Genomic DNA, 14,955 nt, shown 5'->3' with positions numbered 1-14,955 from the left:
AATAGTTACCACAAAAGTTCAGACAGCATCTTCTTGTTTGGAAATGAATAACATACCATCCAATCGCACCTTTCTAAAATTAAAATAGTGCAGGTCTGTTTCTAATTTAACTTTTTCGCTTTCCCAATAAAAGATTAATTCCTCTGCTGACATCGTCCCTATTTGAGCCTAATAGATTTCCGGATCGTAAAATGATTACATCTGTAATTAAATACTCCAGACTAATGCTATAAGGTAAAAACTCCTTTCAACCTTATTACACTTTCATTTTTAATTATATAAAAGTTAAAGAGTTTGCTTTTGTAACATTTGATACATACTCTAAAAAATAAATCCACTTTCTTGAAGGTCAATTGGTAAGGAATAATGAAAATATCATCATCCGGTTTACAGTTCAGCAAGTATTATAATCCGACCTATCAATGACCAAAGCAACTATGTTATGAAAATTTTTAAAGACTTATTCATCCGATACAACAATCTCAACGAAAGTAACTTTTACATTTTGTTTAGCAATAACACCTGTTTAAGTGGTGTTGTCGAGATTTTGCCAGGATCTGATGGAGGATATGTTGAAAACTCCATAATAAAAGAACCTACCGTTGAAGGTAGGTATACATTAAGACATAACAGCATCGATCTTCAGTTAGAGAATGGAAAATGGATATCATGGACAAAAATCACTGATAATCTTTATCAGGAAAATGACAGGGAAATCATTCGCCTGACTGATTATAATCTCTCAGAAGCTTTTCTGATTACTCATCAAAATCAAATTCAGAAAAAGACAGAACCGGTGCAACACGGATATTCTGTTTTAGACACTGGTCTGGAGACTGAAAATATCTTTGTGGCCAACTGGTTTCTTGGTAATACATGTAGTTACTCCTGCAGTTATTGCCCTTCTTACCTGAATGATGGTTCTATTCCCTGGACAGATCTTGAAATTCTGAAGAACTTCATTGATACACTTTTTGAGAAAAAAGCAGGACAAAAGATTGTAATAGAATTTACAGGAGGAGAAGTTACGCTATACAAAGACTATGGCGCTTTATGCTCCTATATAAAATCTAAAGGTGGCGTGATCTCAATGATTACAAATGGTTCAAGAACAATGGACTGGTGGAGAAAGAATGTTCAGCATTTTGATGTCATAGCATTCAGTTATCATACAGAGTTTGCAGACAGGGCGAAGTACCTGGAGCTTGCGGATTTCCTGAAAGACAAGGTTGATCTGAATTGTAATATTATGGCACCTCCGGGCAAACTGGACTTCTGTCTGGAATTGGGGGAAGATATCCGTAAGCTTGGTATCTATACTGTTAACCTGATGCCGTTGATAGAAGACCTGGAAGGAGAACTTTTACCTGGCTATACTCAAAATGAACTTGATGTAATTGATCAATTCAATTCTACTACATCAAAAGAACCTATTGTCAATAAAACAAAGGTTATCAGTAAGAGATCTGATCTCTCAAAAGTATATCCTGACGGGAAAAAACAAAAGGTATCTCCTCCACTCCTGGTCTCCTCAAAGGAAAATACTTGGTGGGGCTGGAATTGCCTGAGTGGTGTGACTCAGATAGCTATTGATGCAAAAGGAGACATATTCAGAGGATGGTGTATGGTCGGAGGCAAAATAGGCAACATAGGGAATCCCAATCTTACCCTTCCTGATGATCCTGTTTTATGCAATAAAGAATTATGTCATTGTCATTTTGATTTCTATTCCAAAAAAGAAATTTTATAACAAATAAAAAGTTAACTAACAGATATTTTGATTATGTCTTTAATTACAAGCTTTTATTTACAAGTATATTATAACAGAATGGAGGTTAACCGATTTCTCTTCGAATGTCTGCTTCCTTTGTATGAAGAGGCTCCTGAAGAAGATGGTTTTAATTTCTTTCATGAAACCAGTTATCGAAGAGGCGATCATTTTAAAATATATTTCAGATTTAACAAACCTCTTGACATTCTATATATCAGAGAGCAATACATTTCCAAAATCAGTACATTCCTTCGGGAAAATCCAAGTAAAGATCTTGATACGACTTTCTATTATCCTCAAACCTTCTTTCCGAGCTATCCCAACAACAGCCTTCACGAGTTTGATATAAACCTGAGGATATCATTCACTGAAAGCGATTTTATCAATGAAAAACTTCTTGACTTTTTATGCAAGTATACTCCTAAAATGCTGGAAAGCAGAGGAACCTTTGACGACGACCTCGTCTTTGCTACCGGACTTGTATTATCCGATTCTATTATAACCATACTGAGCGATAGCCGTCATGAAAAAGCAGATTTTTCAGAATGGCATTTTAAAGTACGCATGCCTACTGCTGATTACTTTTCAAGAAAAGACAAAGAGTTAAGGAAACTAAAGCAAAAAGAGATCAAAGAAATTGCAGAGCTTATGCGGAGGAGTTTCATTGAACAAAAAGAAACCATTGCCTCTCTGATCGTAACTTTTGCTGATGATATAGAAGATACCGACTTTTACTGGCTTGCGGATTTCAGAAGAGATATTTTAACATTTAAACATATTCTTAAAGAAGAAAAATACATTTTGCCTGACTGGTTCAAATACACTTCTAATACAAAGACACGGCTCCAGGATCAGGAAAAATGGCCTATAATGGCTTGTGTGCTTAAGCACCTATTTGAGACGCTCGGAATACAGGAGGAAAATTGTCTTCAGACTTTATATATGATAAAAGAACATTATAAAGATGTTGATAAAAAGTTAGCCTAAGAAAACCTCAACCTAAATCCTTCTCCATTTGAGAAGGATTTAGGTAAATGTCAATCAGAATGTATTTCCTTAACTTTAAATTTCAGCTTTAAACCTTTAAGACCTTATCCCGATAATGAATTAATGCATTTCTTGTAACAGGGTAACCATGCCCCAGATAAAACACCTCCAGACTCAAAGCCAACAATTTATCAATACTTGCTTTTACTTCAAGTAAATTATCATGAAACGGAGGTTTCTTCATTCTTGAATGAAAAGCCAAGCCACCAAGCAGAATTCCTGAAGAAGCCAAATCCGTTATAATAGCGTGCCTTTCATCAACAACTACAGATAGAGAGCCGGGTGTATGGCCGGGTGTATGTATAACCTTTCCATTAATTCCATAAGTACTCAGATCAAAATCACTATTGCCTTCTAGAATTATATCGGGTGAACATCCAGGTGCTTGTGCTGTCAGTAATCTTCTCTTTAAGATATTCCAGATTTTCTTATTTGGCTTAAGTGTTTCGGCCATACTTTTCCCAGTAATCAAAGCCTGTGCGTCCGACTCATGGACCATAACAGGTACATTCAGAATCTTTCGTAATGCCCTCACACTCCCGAAATGATCGATATGACCATGAGTAATAATAATAAGGCCAATATCCTCCCTCCTTAAGCCTTGATCATCTATTTGCTTAAGAATTTTTGATTCGCTGCCGGGAATTCCGGTGTCTACCAATACATGTTTTCTGTTCCCTTTGATGAGAAAGCAATTCATCATCCCATAAGGGAGCACTGATAATTGAATGATCCTTTGCATTGCATTTATATTTATTACAATACAAAGTTCATTAACAACCTTAGTTCTTTTACTTGATAAATGTTAGGAAATTTTCTTGCGAATCCTGCTTAATGATTCTGGTTTAATTCCGATATAAGAGGCAATATATTGAATAGGAACGTTTTGAATTATTTCCGGGTGAGACTGGACTAATTTATGGTATCTCTTTTCTGCTGGAAGAGAGATCAGATCATTGCTACGCTGAAAATTGTTTGCTATAATTTTCTCGTAATTGAATCTGCAAAATTTTTCCCATGAAGGGATTTCAACAAAGATCCTATCATAATCTACTCTGGAGATATAAAGCATTTCACAATCTGTGATGCATTTAAGATTAGATGACGAAGGTGTTCCTTTCAGAAAGCTTTCAAAGCTTGTGATAAGGCTATTGGGTGTACCAATGGATGTTGTAATCTCATTGCCATCTTCAAAATGATAAATCCTGGCAAAACCTGATTTTATAAAATAAAGATTTTGTGCAACGGAATTTTCAGCTTCCAGCAGACTTCCTTTTTTAAAGATATCGTAATTAAATACCCTCATGAGCACCTTAATATCCTCTTCTGATAATGAAACGGTTTTGGAGATATATTTTAATAAGGATGAGATAGGCATTTGCTCTAATATTTTTTTTTAAATTTTTAGTCAATACCAAAATCATTGGTAAAAGATTTCTCTGGTTCTACTTCGTAGTAATCAACACCGATACTTTCTACAGTAATTGCTATTATTGAAACAAAAATTTCATAAATATCTGATATATTTTTTCGGTCTATTAATTTTTTATGATTACGGGCACAGACAGCATCAATAAAATGTCCCGCAGTGACCTTTTTCCATTCATATTTTGGAGTCCATACCAGAGAAGAAAACAATTTTCTGTGATTTTTGTCTGACAAATAAGGCTTAGGAAGAACTAAGTCTGTCTTTTGAGCAATGGAGTCCCACAATTCATCATATAGAGGATTTAGAGTTTTAAAGATAAGATCTGAGTCAGAGATCTCATCATTTATCAGGCCTTCCAGCTTTAAAGCTTGATTTATAATCTGGAGCATTTCCTTCTTTAAAGACAAATCATTAGTTTCTATATTCAGGTATATAGCAACCATATTGACCATATCCAGCACTGTATTAATCTTTGCGGCATTACTGTCGAGGATCTGAATTTTAAAGTGATTTTCTATATCCACAAGGAGTTGTACACTACCAAGGCCCATAGACTTATAATAAACTACTCTTTAATCAATCTTTGAGAATAAGTTTGTCCATTTTCATTTGTTATCCGAATTATATAGACACCAGGAGGTTGATTTGTTAAATCAAGTTGAAAACCCGAACCAGATAAAACAATTTTATCATATACATCGAATATTTCCCAACTAGAATTGTGTTCCAGATAAACTATGTCTTTTGAAGGATTAGGAAAAATATTAATGGTCGTTTTTTTCTGATCATTATTAATGCCCAGAACACAATCATCAATCCAGTCTGCTGTGATGTCTTTATGGTAGTACGCGTTCGCAAATTCTATATCCGGTACACATATTGATCTTAAGCTCGGCATATTCCTGCAATATAAAGAATCAATATTCCGATTATGCGAGAAATCCAGATATTCAAATTGATTATCATCACATTTCACATACTCAAGGTCTATATTTCTGGAAAGATCAAGATGGGTTAATACATTTGAAGAACAACCTAATCCTTTTAATGACAAATTATTCGAAAGATCAAGGTGGCTTAATCTATTTGAAGAACAATCAAATGCTATTAGAGACGGATTATTTGAAAGGTCAATATTTTTAATTGAGTTTGAGACCACAGTTAACATCATTAATTTAGTATTTTTGGACAAGTCGATTTCATTAAGATAATTATTAAAACACCATAATTCAATTAATGAATCCGCTGTACTCAAATCTAAACTTGTTAAAAAGTTATCATTACACACCAGAGTACTTAGTTCAAGATTATTTGATATGTCAATACCGGATAGTTTATTAACTCCACAATTGAGAAATTTCAATTTCTTATTTTTTGACACATCCAAAACAGTTAAATTATTGGTAGCAACTAGAAGAGTATCCAGATTTATAAAAGCTTCTATGCCGGTCAAATCATTGATATTTGCATTCCTTAATTCTAGACGGGTTACTGCCTCCGCTTCCGCCACCTGAATTTTCTGATCTTTATTGGTGTCTGTAGAATATAATATTGCTTTCAAAAAATTTGAATCAGGAATATTTACATCTTGTGCTTGCAAAGCCCTAACACAGGAGATCGTAATAAAAACTATTAATACAATTTTTCTTTTCATATTAAAAATTTAAATGTTAAAAATTATTTTTTCAATGATAAAACAAATTACAAACTCCTTGTCAAAATCATACTTACCCCAATAATTACAAAAGGAATAATAAAAGATAAAATCCAGATGACTGTAAAAAGAATTTTACCTCCTACCTTAAGATCCTGTATAGGTTCTTTCTGAATGACTGCCTTAACCTGTTCTATTATCTTCTGTTCATTTTCCGAAACCTCATATTTTCCGGGAGTAATATATTTACTAAAAGCCTTAACATGTTTCCCTATTTCATCACGCACAAGCCAGTACTCTTCATTACTAAGTTCATCATAACTTTTATTAATATTAATTCCTTTATCCACTACTGCTTCCTTTGTCTTTTTTAATTGTGACTGCGCAAATAACTGCAGGATCAGGAAGCCTGGAACAAGCATCAAAAAATAAGATCTAGAAGTGATGGAATAGTAAAAAAGAGCCCCAATGGATATATAACTGAATATGCTGCTTATAAGCTCGCTTCTCTCAAAGAACAGAGATTTAATAAATCGTCCGCCATCAAAAGGCATTATTGGCAGCAGATTAAACAGGTTAATTAAAACCATAAAACCAGCAATGTTCAACAAGAAGTCATTATGATATGCCAACCCGAAGTAATACAATATAGCACCAAGCAATGCACCAGGTAAAGGTCCTGCAAGAATTATAATGATTGATTGCTTTTGCGAGATCTGCTCTTTGGTACCTGATACAAAAGCTCCAACAAGTGGTACAAAAAACATTGATACATCCTTGTAACTGTAGATCTTCATAGCGGCAAAATGGCCCAACTCATGAAAGAGTACCACGCCTGCCAATATTAATATGTTCGTTAGGCTCCAGTCAAACACGAAATAGGAAGCAGCAATAAACAAAAGTGCACTTGCAATTGAAGGCAGCAAAGATTTAGCAGCACTTTCCTCAACAGGCTTGTCTGGATATACTTTCTCTGTAGGTTCCGAGGTTATAAGACTTTCTTGCTCTTCCATACAATTATTATTTAATTAATTAAAAAATTACTCAAGGCTCAATACTCATCGTCAACAACGGAACTACCTTTACATTCCCATGCTGATCTTTTCTGAATTTATAAGTATAGTTGTAATGTGTTTCCAATTTGCTTTCATTCGGAAGACCGTTGATCAGATAAATATTCCTTTCTTCTGCAAAGCTTATCAGTTCTTTCAGATAAGGAGCTGAGATCTGTCCTACCTCATCTATAATACAATGAACTTTAAAATTCTGCGTTGTCTTCTCTGTGGATTCTTTAATGAATACATTTAACAACGTAATATATATTACAGCTTTTACAAGCATATCAGTACCTGTAGAACCTACTCTGTCTATTTTCTCAATCCAGCCGGTATCGTTCTTCCCTTCTTTGATTCTAAAGCGCAGCTCAAATAAATCCTGCACTTTAATCTCGTCATAATTTTCTTCACTAATGGTTTTCTGAAGGTCGTTCAAAAGCTCAACTGACTTTTTATCTATCTCTGACTTTGCTTTGTTCTCCTGATTAAACAAATTCGATTCTCCATATAGGAAAGGGTTCTGCTCTCTAAACTCTGCAATCTTCTGAAGCTTCTTCAATACCTTGTTTTCACTGTCTTCAGACTTCAGCTTTATGTATTCGATCAGTTTAGAACTTTCAAATGATGCTCTTCCAAAGTCTGCTTCCATCTTACTGATCATCCGGTTGATACGTCCTTTGTGGTCTGTCAGCGCTTTTACTTTGGTAGCAATGGCATCTATTAGCATGCCATGGTTTTTGGCTACTTCTGCTATGGATGTCTGGATCTTATTTTCATTATAAAACTCCTGCAAGTAATCAGCAAATCTTTCGTATTCAAATTCATTGGCGTTCGGATTGATACGGAAATTCAAGTGGTTTTCCGGACGGAAGCGTCCTGTAAATTCTGTAATCTTATTTCTGAACTTCTCAAACTGACCATGATATTCTCCATCATTTGAAAACAGCTGAGAACAAAGAGCTGTAATACCAAGGTCAGAAGGCATGGCAGTGGCAGGTTCTATCAAATGACGCAGACGTTCATACAAAGCTTTTTCTTTAAAATGCTTTTCAAAATAATCAAGCCCGTCTGTATACTTCTTAAGCTCTTCAAGGAATTTTGAACTCTCCTTTTCAAGCTGAACTTTATCCTTTTCATACGCTTGTTTTTCAGCATTAAAATCCCTTTCACATTGCTTCAGTTTCTCATCAAGGATTTCTTTTTCTTTGTTGAAAGACTCTATTTTATCAAACAGTTCGCGCTTGTCCTTCTTATAATCATTTACAAACTCAGAGTTTTTTTCAATCTCATCCAGACCCTGTTTAATGTTTTTTATTTCATTCTCCAGCGCTTTGATCTTAGAATCATCTATACCCTTATTCTTTAAGCTCTTGGATTTATCTTCCTGCAGCTTCTCTCTTCTTTCATTAAACTCTTCAAGTTTTGCATCTTTTGATTCTTCTAGTATGGTAGCTTCATCCTCATATGCCTTTTTCGCCTCAGCGATCCGATCCGCTTCTTTATTCTTTAATAATTTCAATTCATCTTTGAGTGATTCGGAAAGACCTTTCATTGATGCATTGATTTCAGCCAATTCCTTTTTGATCTCTTCCTGAAGTGTGTATACCTCTGTGAGATCCTGTTCTCTCTGGGCTTCAGCTTTTCTTTCCCAGTCATTCAGGTCAAGTGTGAATTGCTTCTCCTTTTGTTCGTCCTGCTCGGCATCATAATCCAGTTGAGAAAGTTCATTTTTGAATTGTGCACTTTTCTTACCAATGGATGCAAGCTTGGATTGCTCTTCTCTTGCCTGTGTTTCTCTGAAATCAAGAAAATTCTGATTCAGTTTAGATTTTTCTTCCAGCAAGGAAGATTTCTCCTGTTCATATTCCTCAAGAGACTTGGAATGAATTTTAACATTAGAAAGATCGAGCTGGATTCCATATAGAGTATCCAGTTCCTTTTGAATCAACTTAGGATTCAGATCCTTATTAAAGAGAAGTTCTTCATTACAAACCTTTCCTATTGTTTTAGGCCATTCAGGATAATTCTCCTGGAGGAAGCCAAAGAAAGCATTCTGATGAATTGAAAGCTTATCCTCAATAGTTTTGATCTTTTCATCTATTATGGCTATTTCATCTTTATTCTTCGAAGTAAATTGATCTGCGGTGATCCTGTTCTTTTCTTTTATATGTTCGGCTTCTTTTCTCAGAGCCTCTATTTCTCTGTTCTTAATTTTTGATTGGGCCTCTCTGTCAAGTCTCCTCTTCCCTATTTCATCAAGGTTCTCTTTTATAAGTGCAATTTCTCTTTCAAAGTACTTCTTCTTTTTTATTTCCTTTTCTGAAAACTCTGCTTTCTGCTTATCCAGCTCTCTTTTGTGCAGACGCGCTTTGTATTGATCAATTGCAGAAGCATTCTTTTCTCTTAGATTATTTTCACTCTTTCTGAACTCCTCTGTCAGCTTGCTTTTTACTTCCTGAAATTTTCTTTCAAGAGATAAGCCCTGACTGGTAATCATATTCAGAAATTCCTTTTTTTCATTTTCAAGTCCATCGAACAAAGTCTTGAATTGCTGCTCAACATCTTTGAACCCTGCAGTTAGTGTTGCATATTCCGTTTCTCTGGCTTGCAGACTGGCCAAAAGCTGAGGTTTTTCCTCTGCTTTCTTCATTAGCTCTTCTATTCCTTTTCCCTGATATTCTTTTTGCTTTTTATCTGCTTCTTTCAGCCTTGATTTAATAGCTCCTATTTCCTGATTAATTTCTCCCTTTTTCTCCTGAAAGGCGTTTTCTTTCCATTTAAAATCTTTTGTTAGTGCCTCTGCCTTTTGTCTGAAATTTGCTACTTGAAGTCCTAATAATTCTTTCTGTTCCGTTGCATATTTTATTGCTCCACCAAGTTCTGCAGCTAACGCTCGTTGTTTGGTTTTAAGATTTTTTATCTGTGAGAAATTATCTTTAATCAACTCTCCTCTTTGAGCATTCTCTTTTCTGAAGAAAGTCTCGATGTCCTGATACTTCTCAGTAAACTGACGCAACTGACGTTCTACAGTCTTCAGTTCTATATTGGTATGTTTGGTACTGATAGAGTTTGCGATACATTCTTTCACAAACTCTGCTTTTATAGAAGCTTCGGAACTCAGGAAGATCGAAGTAATAGCAAGAGGTATATTGTGATAGTTGCTATTTCCTTTAAGCAGTGCAAACTTCTTATAACGTTTGTCCGGATCTGCACCATAGATTATATTTCTATACCTTTCAAATGTTTCAATCTGATCGCTATAGTATAACTTATGCTCATTAAACCTTGTCAGTACTTCTTTAGGAAGAACGGCTTCATTGTTCACAATATACAGATCCTTATTAAAAGGACTTTCCACAAAACGAAACAACAGTTTATTATGTCTGTATACCATCACATGGAACATTCCTTCTTCTGTCAGAATTTCATATATGATATATGAATTAGGGTATTGGAAATAATAATCTTCAAATGACTTCTGAGAACCGGAAATACCAAGCCCTCTGGTATTCGCGCTGTAGAAAAACAATATAGCCCTTTGCAGTGTAGTCTTTCCCATGTTGTTGGTTCCAACAAAACATGTATTACCTGCTATCTCTGCACTGGAATAATCGGTATTTGCAATATTGATAAAAATGATTCTGTTAAGAATTCTTTTGCTCTCCATCGTCATCAATAGTTATAAGGGAAATAATAGTTTCAAGATAATGAATGGCATCCATTACTTTATAAGTATCTTCATCTTCCTGTTCAAAAAAACCGCCATTAGCAAGGGAACCGGCAACCTCTATGACTTTATCTATCAGCTTGTCTTTTCTTGACAAAGCAAATATCTTTTGTCTCAAACGTTCATTAGCAAAGCATTCCTCAGCAATCTGAGTCACCCTGTAACGCGTACCTGTAACAGGCTTCACATCCAGACAAGAGAAAAAATCCATTACATCGATAAAGTGAGCAAACTGCTCCAGTTTTTTCTCCATATTGGTGTTCGTCTCATCCTGCTGACTAAAATAATAATAGTTATGCCCACTTTCCAGGTGATAGCCAATATGGGCAAAATACTCTTTCAGTATCCTGAAGTTATCTTCATGACTGATACAATCATACAACCTTGCCTGACTTCCGTTAGAACTGATGAAGTTACCTTTGCTAAGGATCTGAAATATTTCTGCTGTTTGTTTAGGAACCATGAGAAAGTATTAAGTTATAAGTTGAAAGTTCAAAGATTAAAGTATGCTTATTGCTTGATCTTAGTTCAACTTGCTTTGCTGTTATCACTTTAATTGCAAACATTAAATGATTCTCTCTATTTAAATCTTTTACTTACACAGTAAAATGATCACTTACTTTTTTTTTGTTTTGCTTTGTTTGTTTTCGACTTAGTTACTTTTTTCTTCTCATCATTGAGAGTAATAGTGTTAGGCAATTCATTCTCAACTTTATGACTTAAGCTATCAGGTTTCTTCTTTTTACTTTCCGCTTTAAGCTTTACGCCTTCCGCTTTTAACTTTTTACTTTCAACTTTAAGCTTTACACTTTCTTCTTTCGACTTTCTTCCTTTAGCTTCAGACTGTAAGCCCACCACTCTAACCTCGTCACCTTTAGCCTCGACCTGTTGAGCAGTGGATTCTTCAATTTTAGCTTTAAGCTTTTCGCCTTCTGCTTTCAGCTTTAAGCTTTCCGCTACATCCTTTTCACTTTCAACTTTTAACTTTTCACTTTTAACTACTGTAAGCTTTTCGCTTTCTGGTTTCGGCTTAATCAACGCATACCCGACTTTCTGCTTTTGGCCTTTATCATTGATCAGTTCTATAAAGTTAAACTCATCTGTGATATTTAATTGAGGATCATAGTCTATAGAAATACCGACATATAGGGAAATTCTTTTTTCGAGACTTAGCTCACCGATTTTTTCAGGGAAATTATAAGATTGTACAAATTGAAATAAATCAACATTTCCAGATTGAAATTTTTCTACAAGTCCTGCGATATTAAGACTTGCAGACTCTTCTTTGTATGTTTCATAAAACCCATCAGACATTCTGCCTGCAGGCTTTCTGTCGGTATGTCTTAATAAATGAAGTTTTGATGCTACCTTTTGAGTAAGTGCAGCTCCCTGATCAGAATAAAGGAAATCAATAGACAATCTTGTTTTCAAGGGAACGCGTTTACGGAACATTAAGGCATTGGTTGAAGCTACGACATCGACAAAGTTGGTTTTATACTTTAGTTCTTCGTAGTCTTTTAATTCTTTAAGCCGCTGTATCTTTCTGTAAATTTCCGCTTGATACTGAATCTTATTGATATAGTCAATGATCTGCGCCTGGATTTCATTCAGATAATCACGATTCCTGACTAACGTGTATCTTAAATCAAGAATAATAGAGCTCAACTCGGCATCCACAATCATATTAAAAAAACCCTGAGCATCAGAAATGATTTGCTCTGTTTCTTTAATAAGATTGATGATATCATCCCGTTTTCTCTTGTATTTATCAAGCTCCTGAAGTTTGATCAGGTAATTACCCTGATTCTTATAAGCTTCATCAATATTCTTATGAAGTTTTATGACTTCCCTCGAAGTTGTAGAATTGATCTTCTTAAGCGACCTTTTTATGTTCCGGAGAAATCTTGGATTACTATCGATCCTGTAATATTTCAGATTTTCATTGAGAGACTGAATATTATCATTGATAAAGCTGGTCGTAACCTCGCCTATTTCAAGCACTTCCTCTATAAAAGTGATAATCCGGTCATCCAGACTGATGATATTATTATTTTCGTGGATTATTTCGTAGATGGCAAGCTTTTCCAGCTTTTCATCACTCATATCTTCCCTGGCAAGGATTTCAGATTTGTTTATGGATTCTTTATTTCCAAAAAGCATTTCTATAACCTCCCGATTTTGGTAAAGGAGATTGATGAGGTCTTTAATGCTTAAAGGTTGCTTCACTTAAAATACCTGATTATGTTTCACTTGAGGACAAAAAACATTTTTTTAATTTTAGCCCAACTATAAAAATACACTTTTATCCCGGACCTTCGAAGGAGATTTAAGGGAATTCTTACATTTAATTAATTTAATTTAACTCCTTAAAACATCTCTCTGATTTTCAATGAAAAAAAATCCAATTGAAACCTTTCATCCTGAAAAATAATTACCGACAAATTTCATTGAATCATATGCCCTTCCCATATGATCCGATCAAGATTTAAGTTTAAGGTGATTATTAGCTCAATTTCCGCTTTTTAAAACTTCCCTTAATAAATTTAATCCACTTTGAACAAACCTTCAACTGATGAATCCTGTCGGTAAAATTAGAACCTTTGCAATGGTTCCATGGGTTATCTAAGTATAAACTGACAAAGAGATGAGCCATAATACTTTTCAGGATAAAGAAATCAAACAGATTGATACTTCTACATTCTTTACAGAAGTGATGGAAAACTCTCAGGCTGCAGGGGTAATAGTGATGAATGTAAATGGTATAATGCTGGACAGTAGCATTAGTGTCCAAAAAGTATTAGGTTATGCCAAGGAAGATTTAATCGGAAATTATTATGGCCTTTTATTTGTTCCAGAAGATCGTTTAAAAAATCTCCCGGAAGTTGAATTAAAGACAGTAAAACAAAAAGGCTCTTTCATCGATGACAATTACCTCCTTCACAAAAAAGGAGCTTATATATGGATTCATGGAGAAAGTATCTATACGCAGGATAAGGAAGGAAATATTTTTATTATCAAGGTTATATTTGATATAAATGAAAAGAAGCTTTTAGAAGAGCAACTCACTCATTCCAATCAGAAATTGGTTAATATAAATAATGATCTGGAAAATTTTATTTACACTGCTTCTCACGATTTAAAAGCTCCAATAAATAACATAGACGGCCTGTTAGCATCAGTCAAGGAAGAGTTAGATTCTGAATGTAAAAAAAAGTTAGAAGAATCAGGTATATTGGAAATGCTCAATATATCTATTCAAAAGTTTAAGAATACCTTATATGATTTAGCATCTATAGGCAAAACACAAAGCGGAATTGCTGAAGAATTAAAATCCAGAGTCGATTTCAAAGAAGTTCTGGATCAGGTCAAATTTGATTTAATGGATGATATTGAGAATTCTCATGCAAAAATTTATGACTATTTTACTGAAGCATCATTCATCAACTTCTCGAGAAAAAATTTAAGAAGCATTTTGTATAATCTTCTTTCTAACGCGATAAAATATGCCTCTCCGGAACGTATACCAGAGATTATAATCAGAACATCAAAAGTGAGGGAGGATCTTATTCTTTTGGAAGTTAAGGACAATGGTTTGGGCATTTCTACAAAAGATCATGGGAAAGTATTTTCTATGTATGAAAGGATACATACACATATTGAAGGCACCGGAGTAGGTCTTAATATAGTCAAAAGAATTGTAGAAAATAACGGCGGAAAAATTGAATTGGAAAGCCAGGAAGGAAAAGGATCAACTTTTAAAATCTACTTTAAAGAGGAGGAGTAATCTTAATATTATCAGAAAAAAAACTTTTATCTCAATTCAGAGTTTTTATAATACTCAATGAGTTTAAGCATATCTGGAAATCCAATTAAGATTTCCAAGAATGTTTTTTTAGATTTTTCTATTTCACTATTAATTGTTGTTAAAGGAATACCGGAAATAATCACCATAAAATCCATCTTTAAATCTTCTAAAAATCTATATGTATATTCTTATGAATTTAAAGAAAATCTTTGGAGCTATATTAACTTTATTAGGAGCTGTGACCCTCTTGTATGCTGCCTTTATTTTTATCAATAATAAAAATCCTGAATGGAGAACACTTATCGTTTGTTCAATTTTAGGACTGATATTCTTTTCATCTGGAATAGGATTAATCAAAGGAATTAAGGATGATAATTAAAAAAGGAATTTAGTTTTTTTCTTTAATCTTTAACACAGTACCATAGTATTAAATTTGGGATTAAAATATCCCTTAATGAATACATTAA

General features: G+C 34.3%; 12 protein-coding genes. 4 read left to right on the top strand and 8 right to left on the bottom strand.

Annotated elements, in window-relative coordinates; genetic code table 11:
* Positions 1 to 442 precede the first annotated feature (442 nt).
* On the top strand, positions 443 to 1,750 hold the full coding sequence (locus MYP_RS14240) for a radical SAM protein (RefSeq protein ID WP_045464540.1): 1,308 nt from the start codon (positions 443 to 445) through the stop codon (positions 1,748 to 1,750).
* A gap of 33 nt (positions 1,751 to 1,783) precedes the next feature.
* Positions 1,784 to 2,758, top strand: a complete 975-nt coding sequence (locus tag MYP_RS14235) for a hypothetical protein (protein ID WP_156140616.1) — start codon at positions 1,784 to 1,786, stop codon at positions 2,756 to 2,758.
* 88 nt (positions 2,759 to 2,846) lie between these two features.
* Here the strand turns inward: MYP_RS14235 and MYP_RS14230 are convergent, their stop codons facing one another.
* The 8 genes from MYP_RS14230 to MYP_RS14195 all read right to left on the bottom strand — a co-directional run bounded on the left by MYP_RS14230 (position 2,847) and on the right by MYP_RS14195 (position 12,909).
* The gene (locus MYP_RS14230) at positions 2,847 to 3,560 is read right to left on the bottom strand and encodes an MBL fold metallo-hydrolase (RefSeq protein WP_045464536.1); all 714 of its coding nucleotides are present in this window, start codon (positions 3,558 to 3,560) and stop codon (positions 2,847 to 2,849) included.
* Positions 3,561 to 3,623: 63 nt separating this feature from the next.
* Positions 3,624 to 4,196 (bottom strand): Crp/Fnr family transcriptional regulator, encoded by a 573-nt coding sequence (locus MYP_RS14225; RefSeq protein ID WP_045464534.1) that lies wholly within the window; start codon positions 4,194 to 4,196, stop codon positions 3,624 to 3,626.
* A 26-nt stretch (positions 4,197 to 4,222) separates the two neighbouring features.
* The gene (locus MYP_RS14220; protein ID WP_045464532.1) at positions 4,223 to 4,798 is read right to left on the bottom strand and encodes a hypothetical protein; all 576 of its coding nucleotides are present in this window, start codon (positions 4,796 to 4,798) and stop codon (positions 4,223 to 4,225) included.
* A 14-nt stretch (positions 4,799 to 4,812) separates the two neighbouring features.
* On the bottom strand, positions 4,813 to 5,901 hold the full coding sequence (locus tag MYP_RS25140; protein WP_052430217.1) for a T9SS type A sorting domain-containing protein: 1,089 nt from the start codon (positions 5,899 to 5,901) through the stop codon (positions 4,813 to 4,815).
* Positions 5,902 to 5,948: 47 nt separating this feature from the next.
* Complete coding sequence (locus MYP_RS14210; RefSeq protein WP_045464530.1) at positions 5,949 to 6,914, bottom strand: site-2 protease family protein; 966 nt, start codon at positions 6,912 to 6,914, stop codon at positions 5,949 to 5,951.
* A gap of 31 nt (positions 6,915 to 6,945) precedes the next feature.
* Complete coding sequence (locus tag MYP_RS14205; protein WP_045464527.1) at positions 6,946 to 10,623, bottom strand: ATP-binding protein; 3,678 nt, start codon at positions 10,621 to 10,623, stop codon at positions 6,946 to 6,948.
* The gene (locus MYP_RS14200; RefSeq protein WP_045464525.1) at positions 10,601 to 11,146 is read right to left on the bottom strand and encodes a condensin complex protein MksE; all 546 of its coding nucleotides are present in this window, start codon (positions 11,144 to 11,146) and stop codon (positions 10,601 to 10,603) included. Before MYP_RS14200 ends, MYP_RS14205 begins: the two co-directional genes overlap by 23 nt.
* Positions 11,147 to 11,295: 149 nt before the next feature.
* The gene (locus tag MYP_RS14195; protein ID WP_045464523.1) at positions 11,296 to 12,909 is read right to left on the bottom strand and encodes a hypothetical protein; all 1,614 of its coding nucleotides are present in this window, start codon (positions 12,907 to 12,909) and stop codon (positions 11,296 to 11,298) included.
* A gap of 418 nt (positions 12,910 to 13,327) precedes the next feature.
* Here MYP_RS14195 and MYP_RS14190 point away from each other — a divergent pair, with 418 nt between their 5' ends.
* Positions 13,328 to 14,467 carry a sensor histidine kinase gene (locus MYP_RS14190; RefSeq protein ID WP_052430216.1) on the top strand — a complete coding sequence of 380 codons (1,140 nt, stop codon included), beginning with the start codon at positions 13,328 to 13,330 and terminating at the stop codon, positions 14,465 to 14,467.
* A gap of 211 nt (positions 14,468 to 14,678) precedes the next feature.
* Positions 14,679 to 14,867 (top strand): hypothetical protein, encoded by a 189-nt coding sequence (locus MYP_RS14185; RefSeq protein ID WP_045464733.1) that lies wholly within the window; start codon positions 14,679 to 14,681, stop codon positions 14,865 to 14,867.
* Positions 14,868 to 14,955: the final 88 nt, after the last annotated feature.

Origin of the sequence: Sporocytophaga myxococcoides (genome assembly GCF_000775915.1) — a bacterium.
Lineage (GTDB): Bacteria > Bacteroidota > Bacteroidia > Cytophagales > Cytophagaceae > Sporocytophaga > Sporocytophaga myxococcoides_A.
The sequence above is the reverse complement of the archived record's forward strand: the minus strand, read 5'-3'. Positions and strand labels throughout refer to the sequence as shown.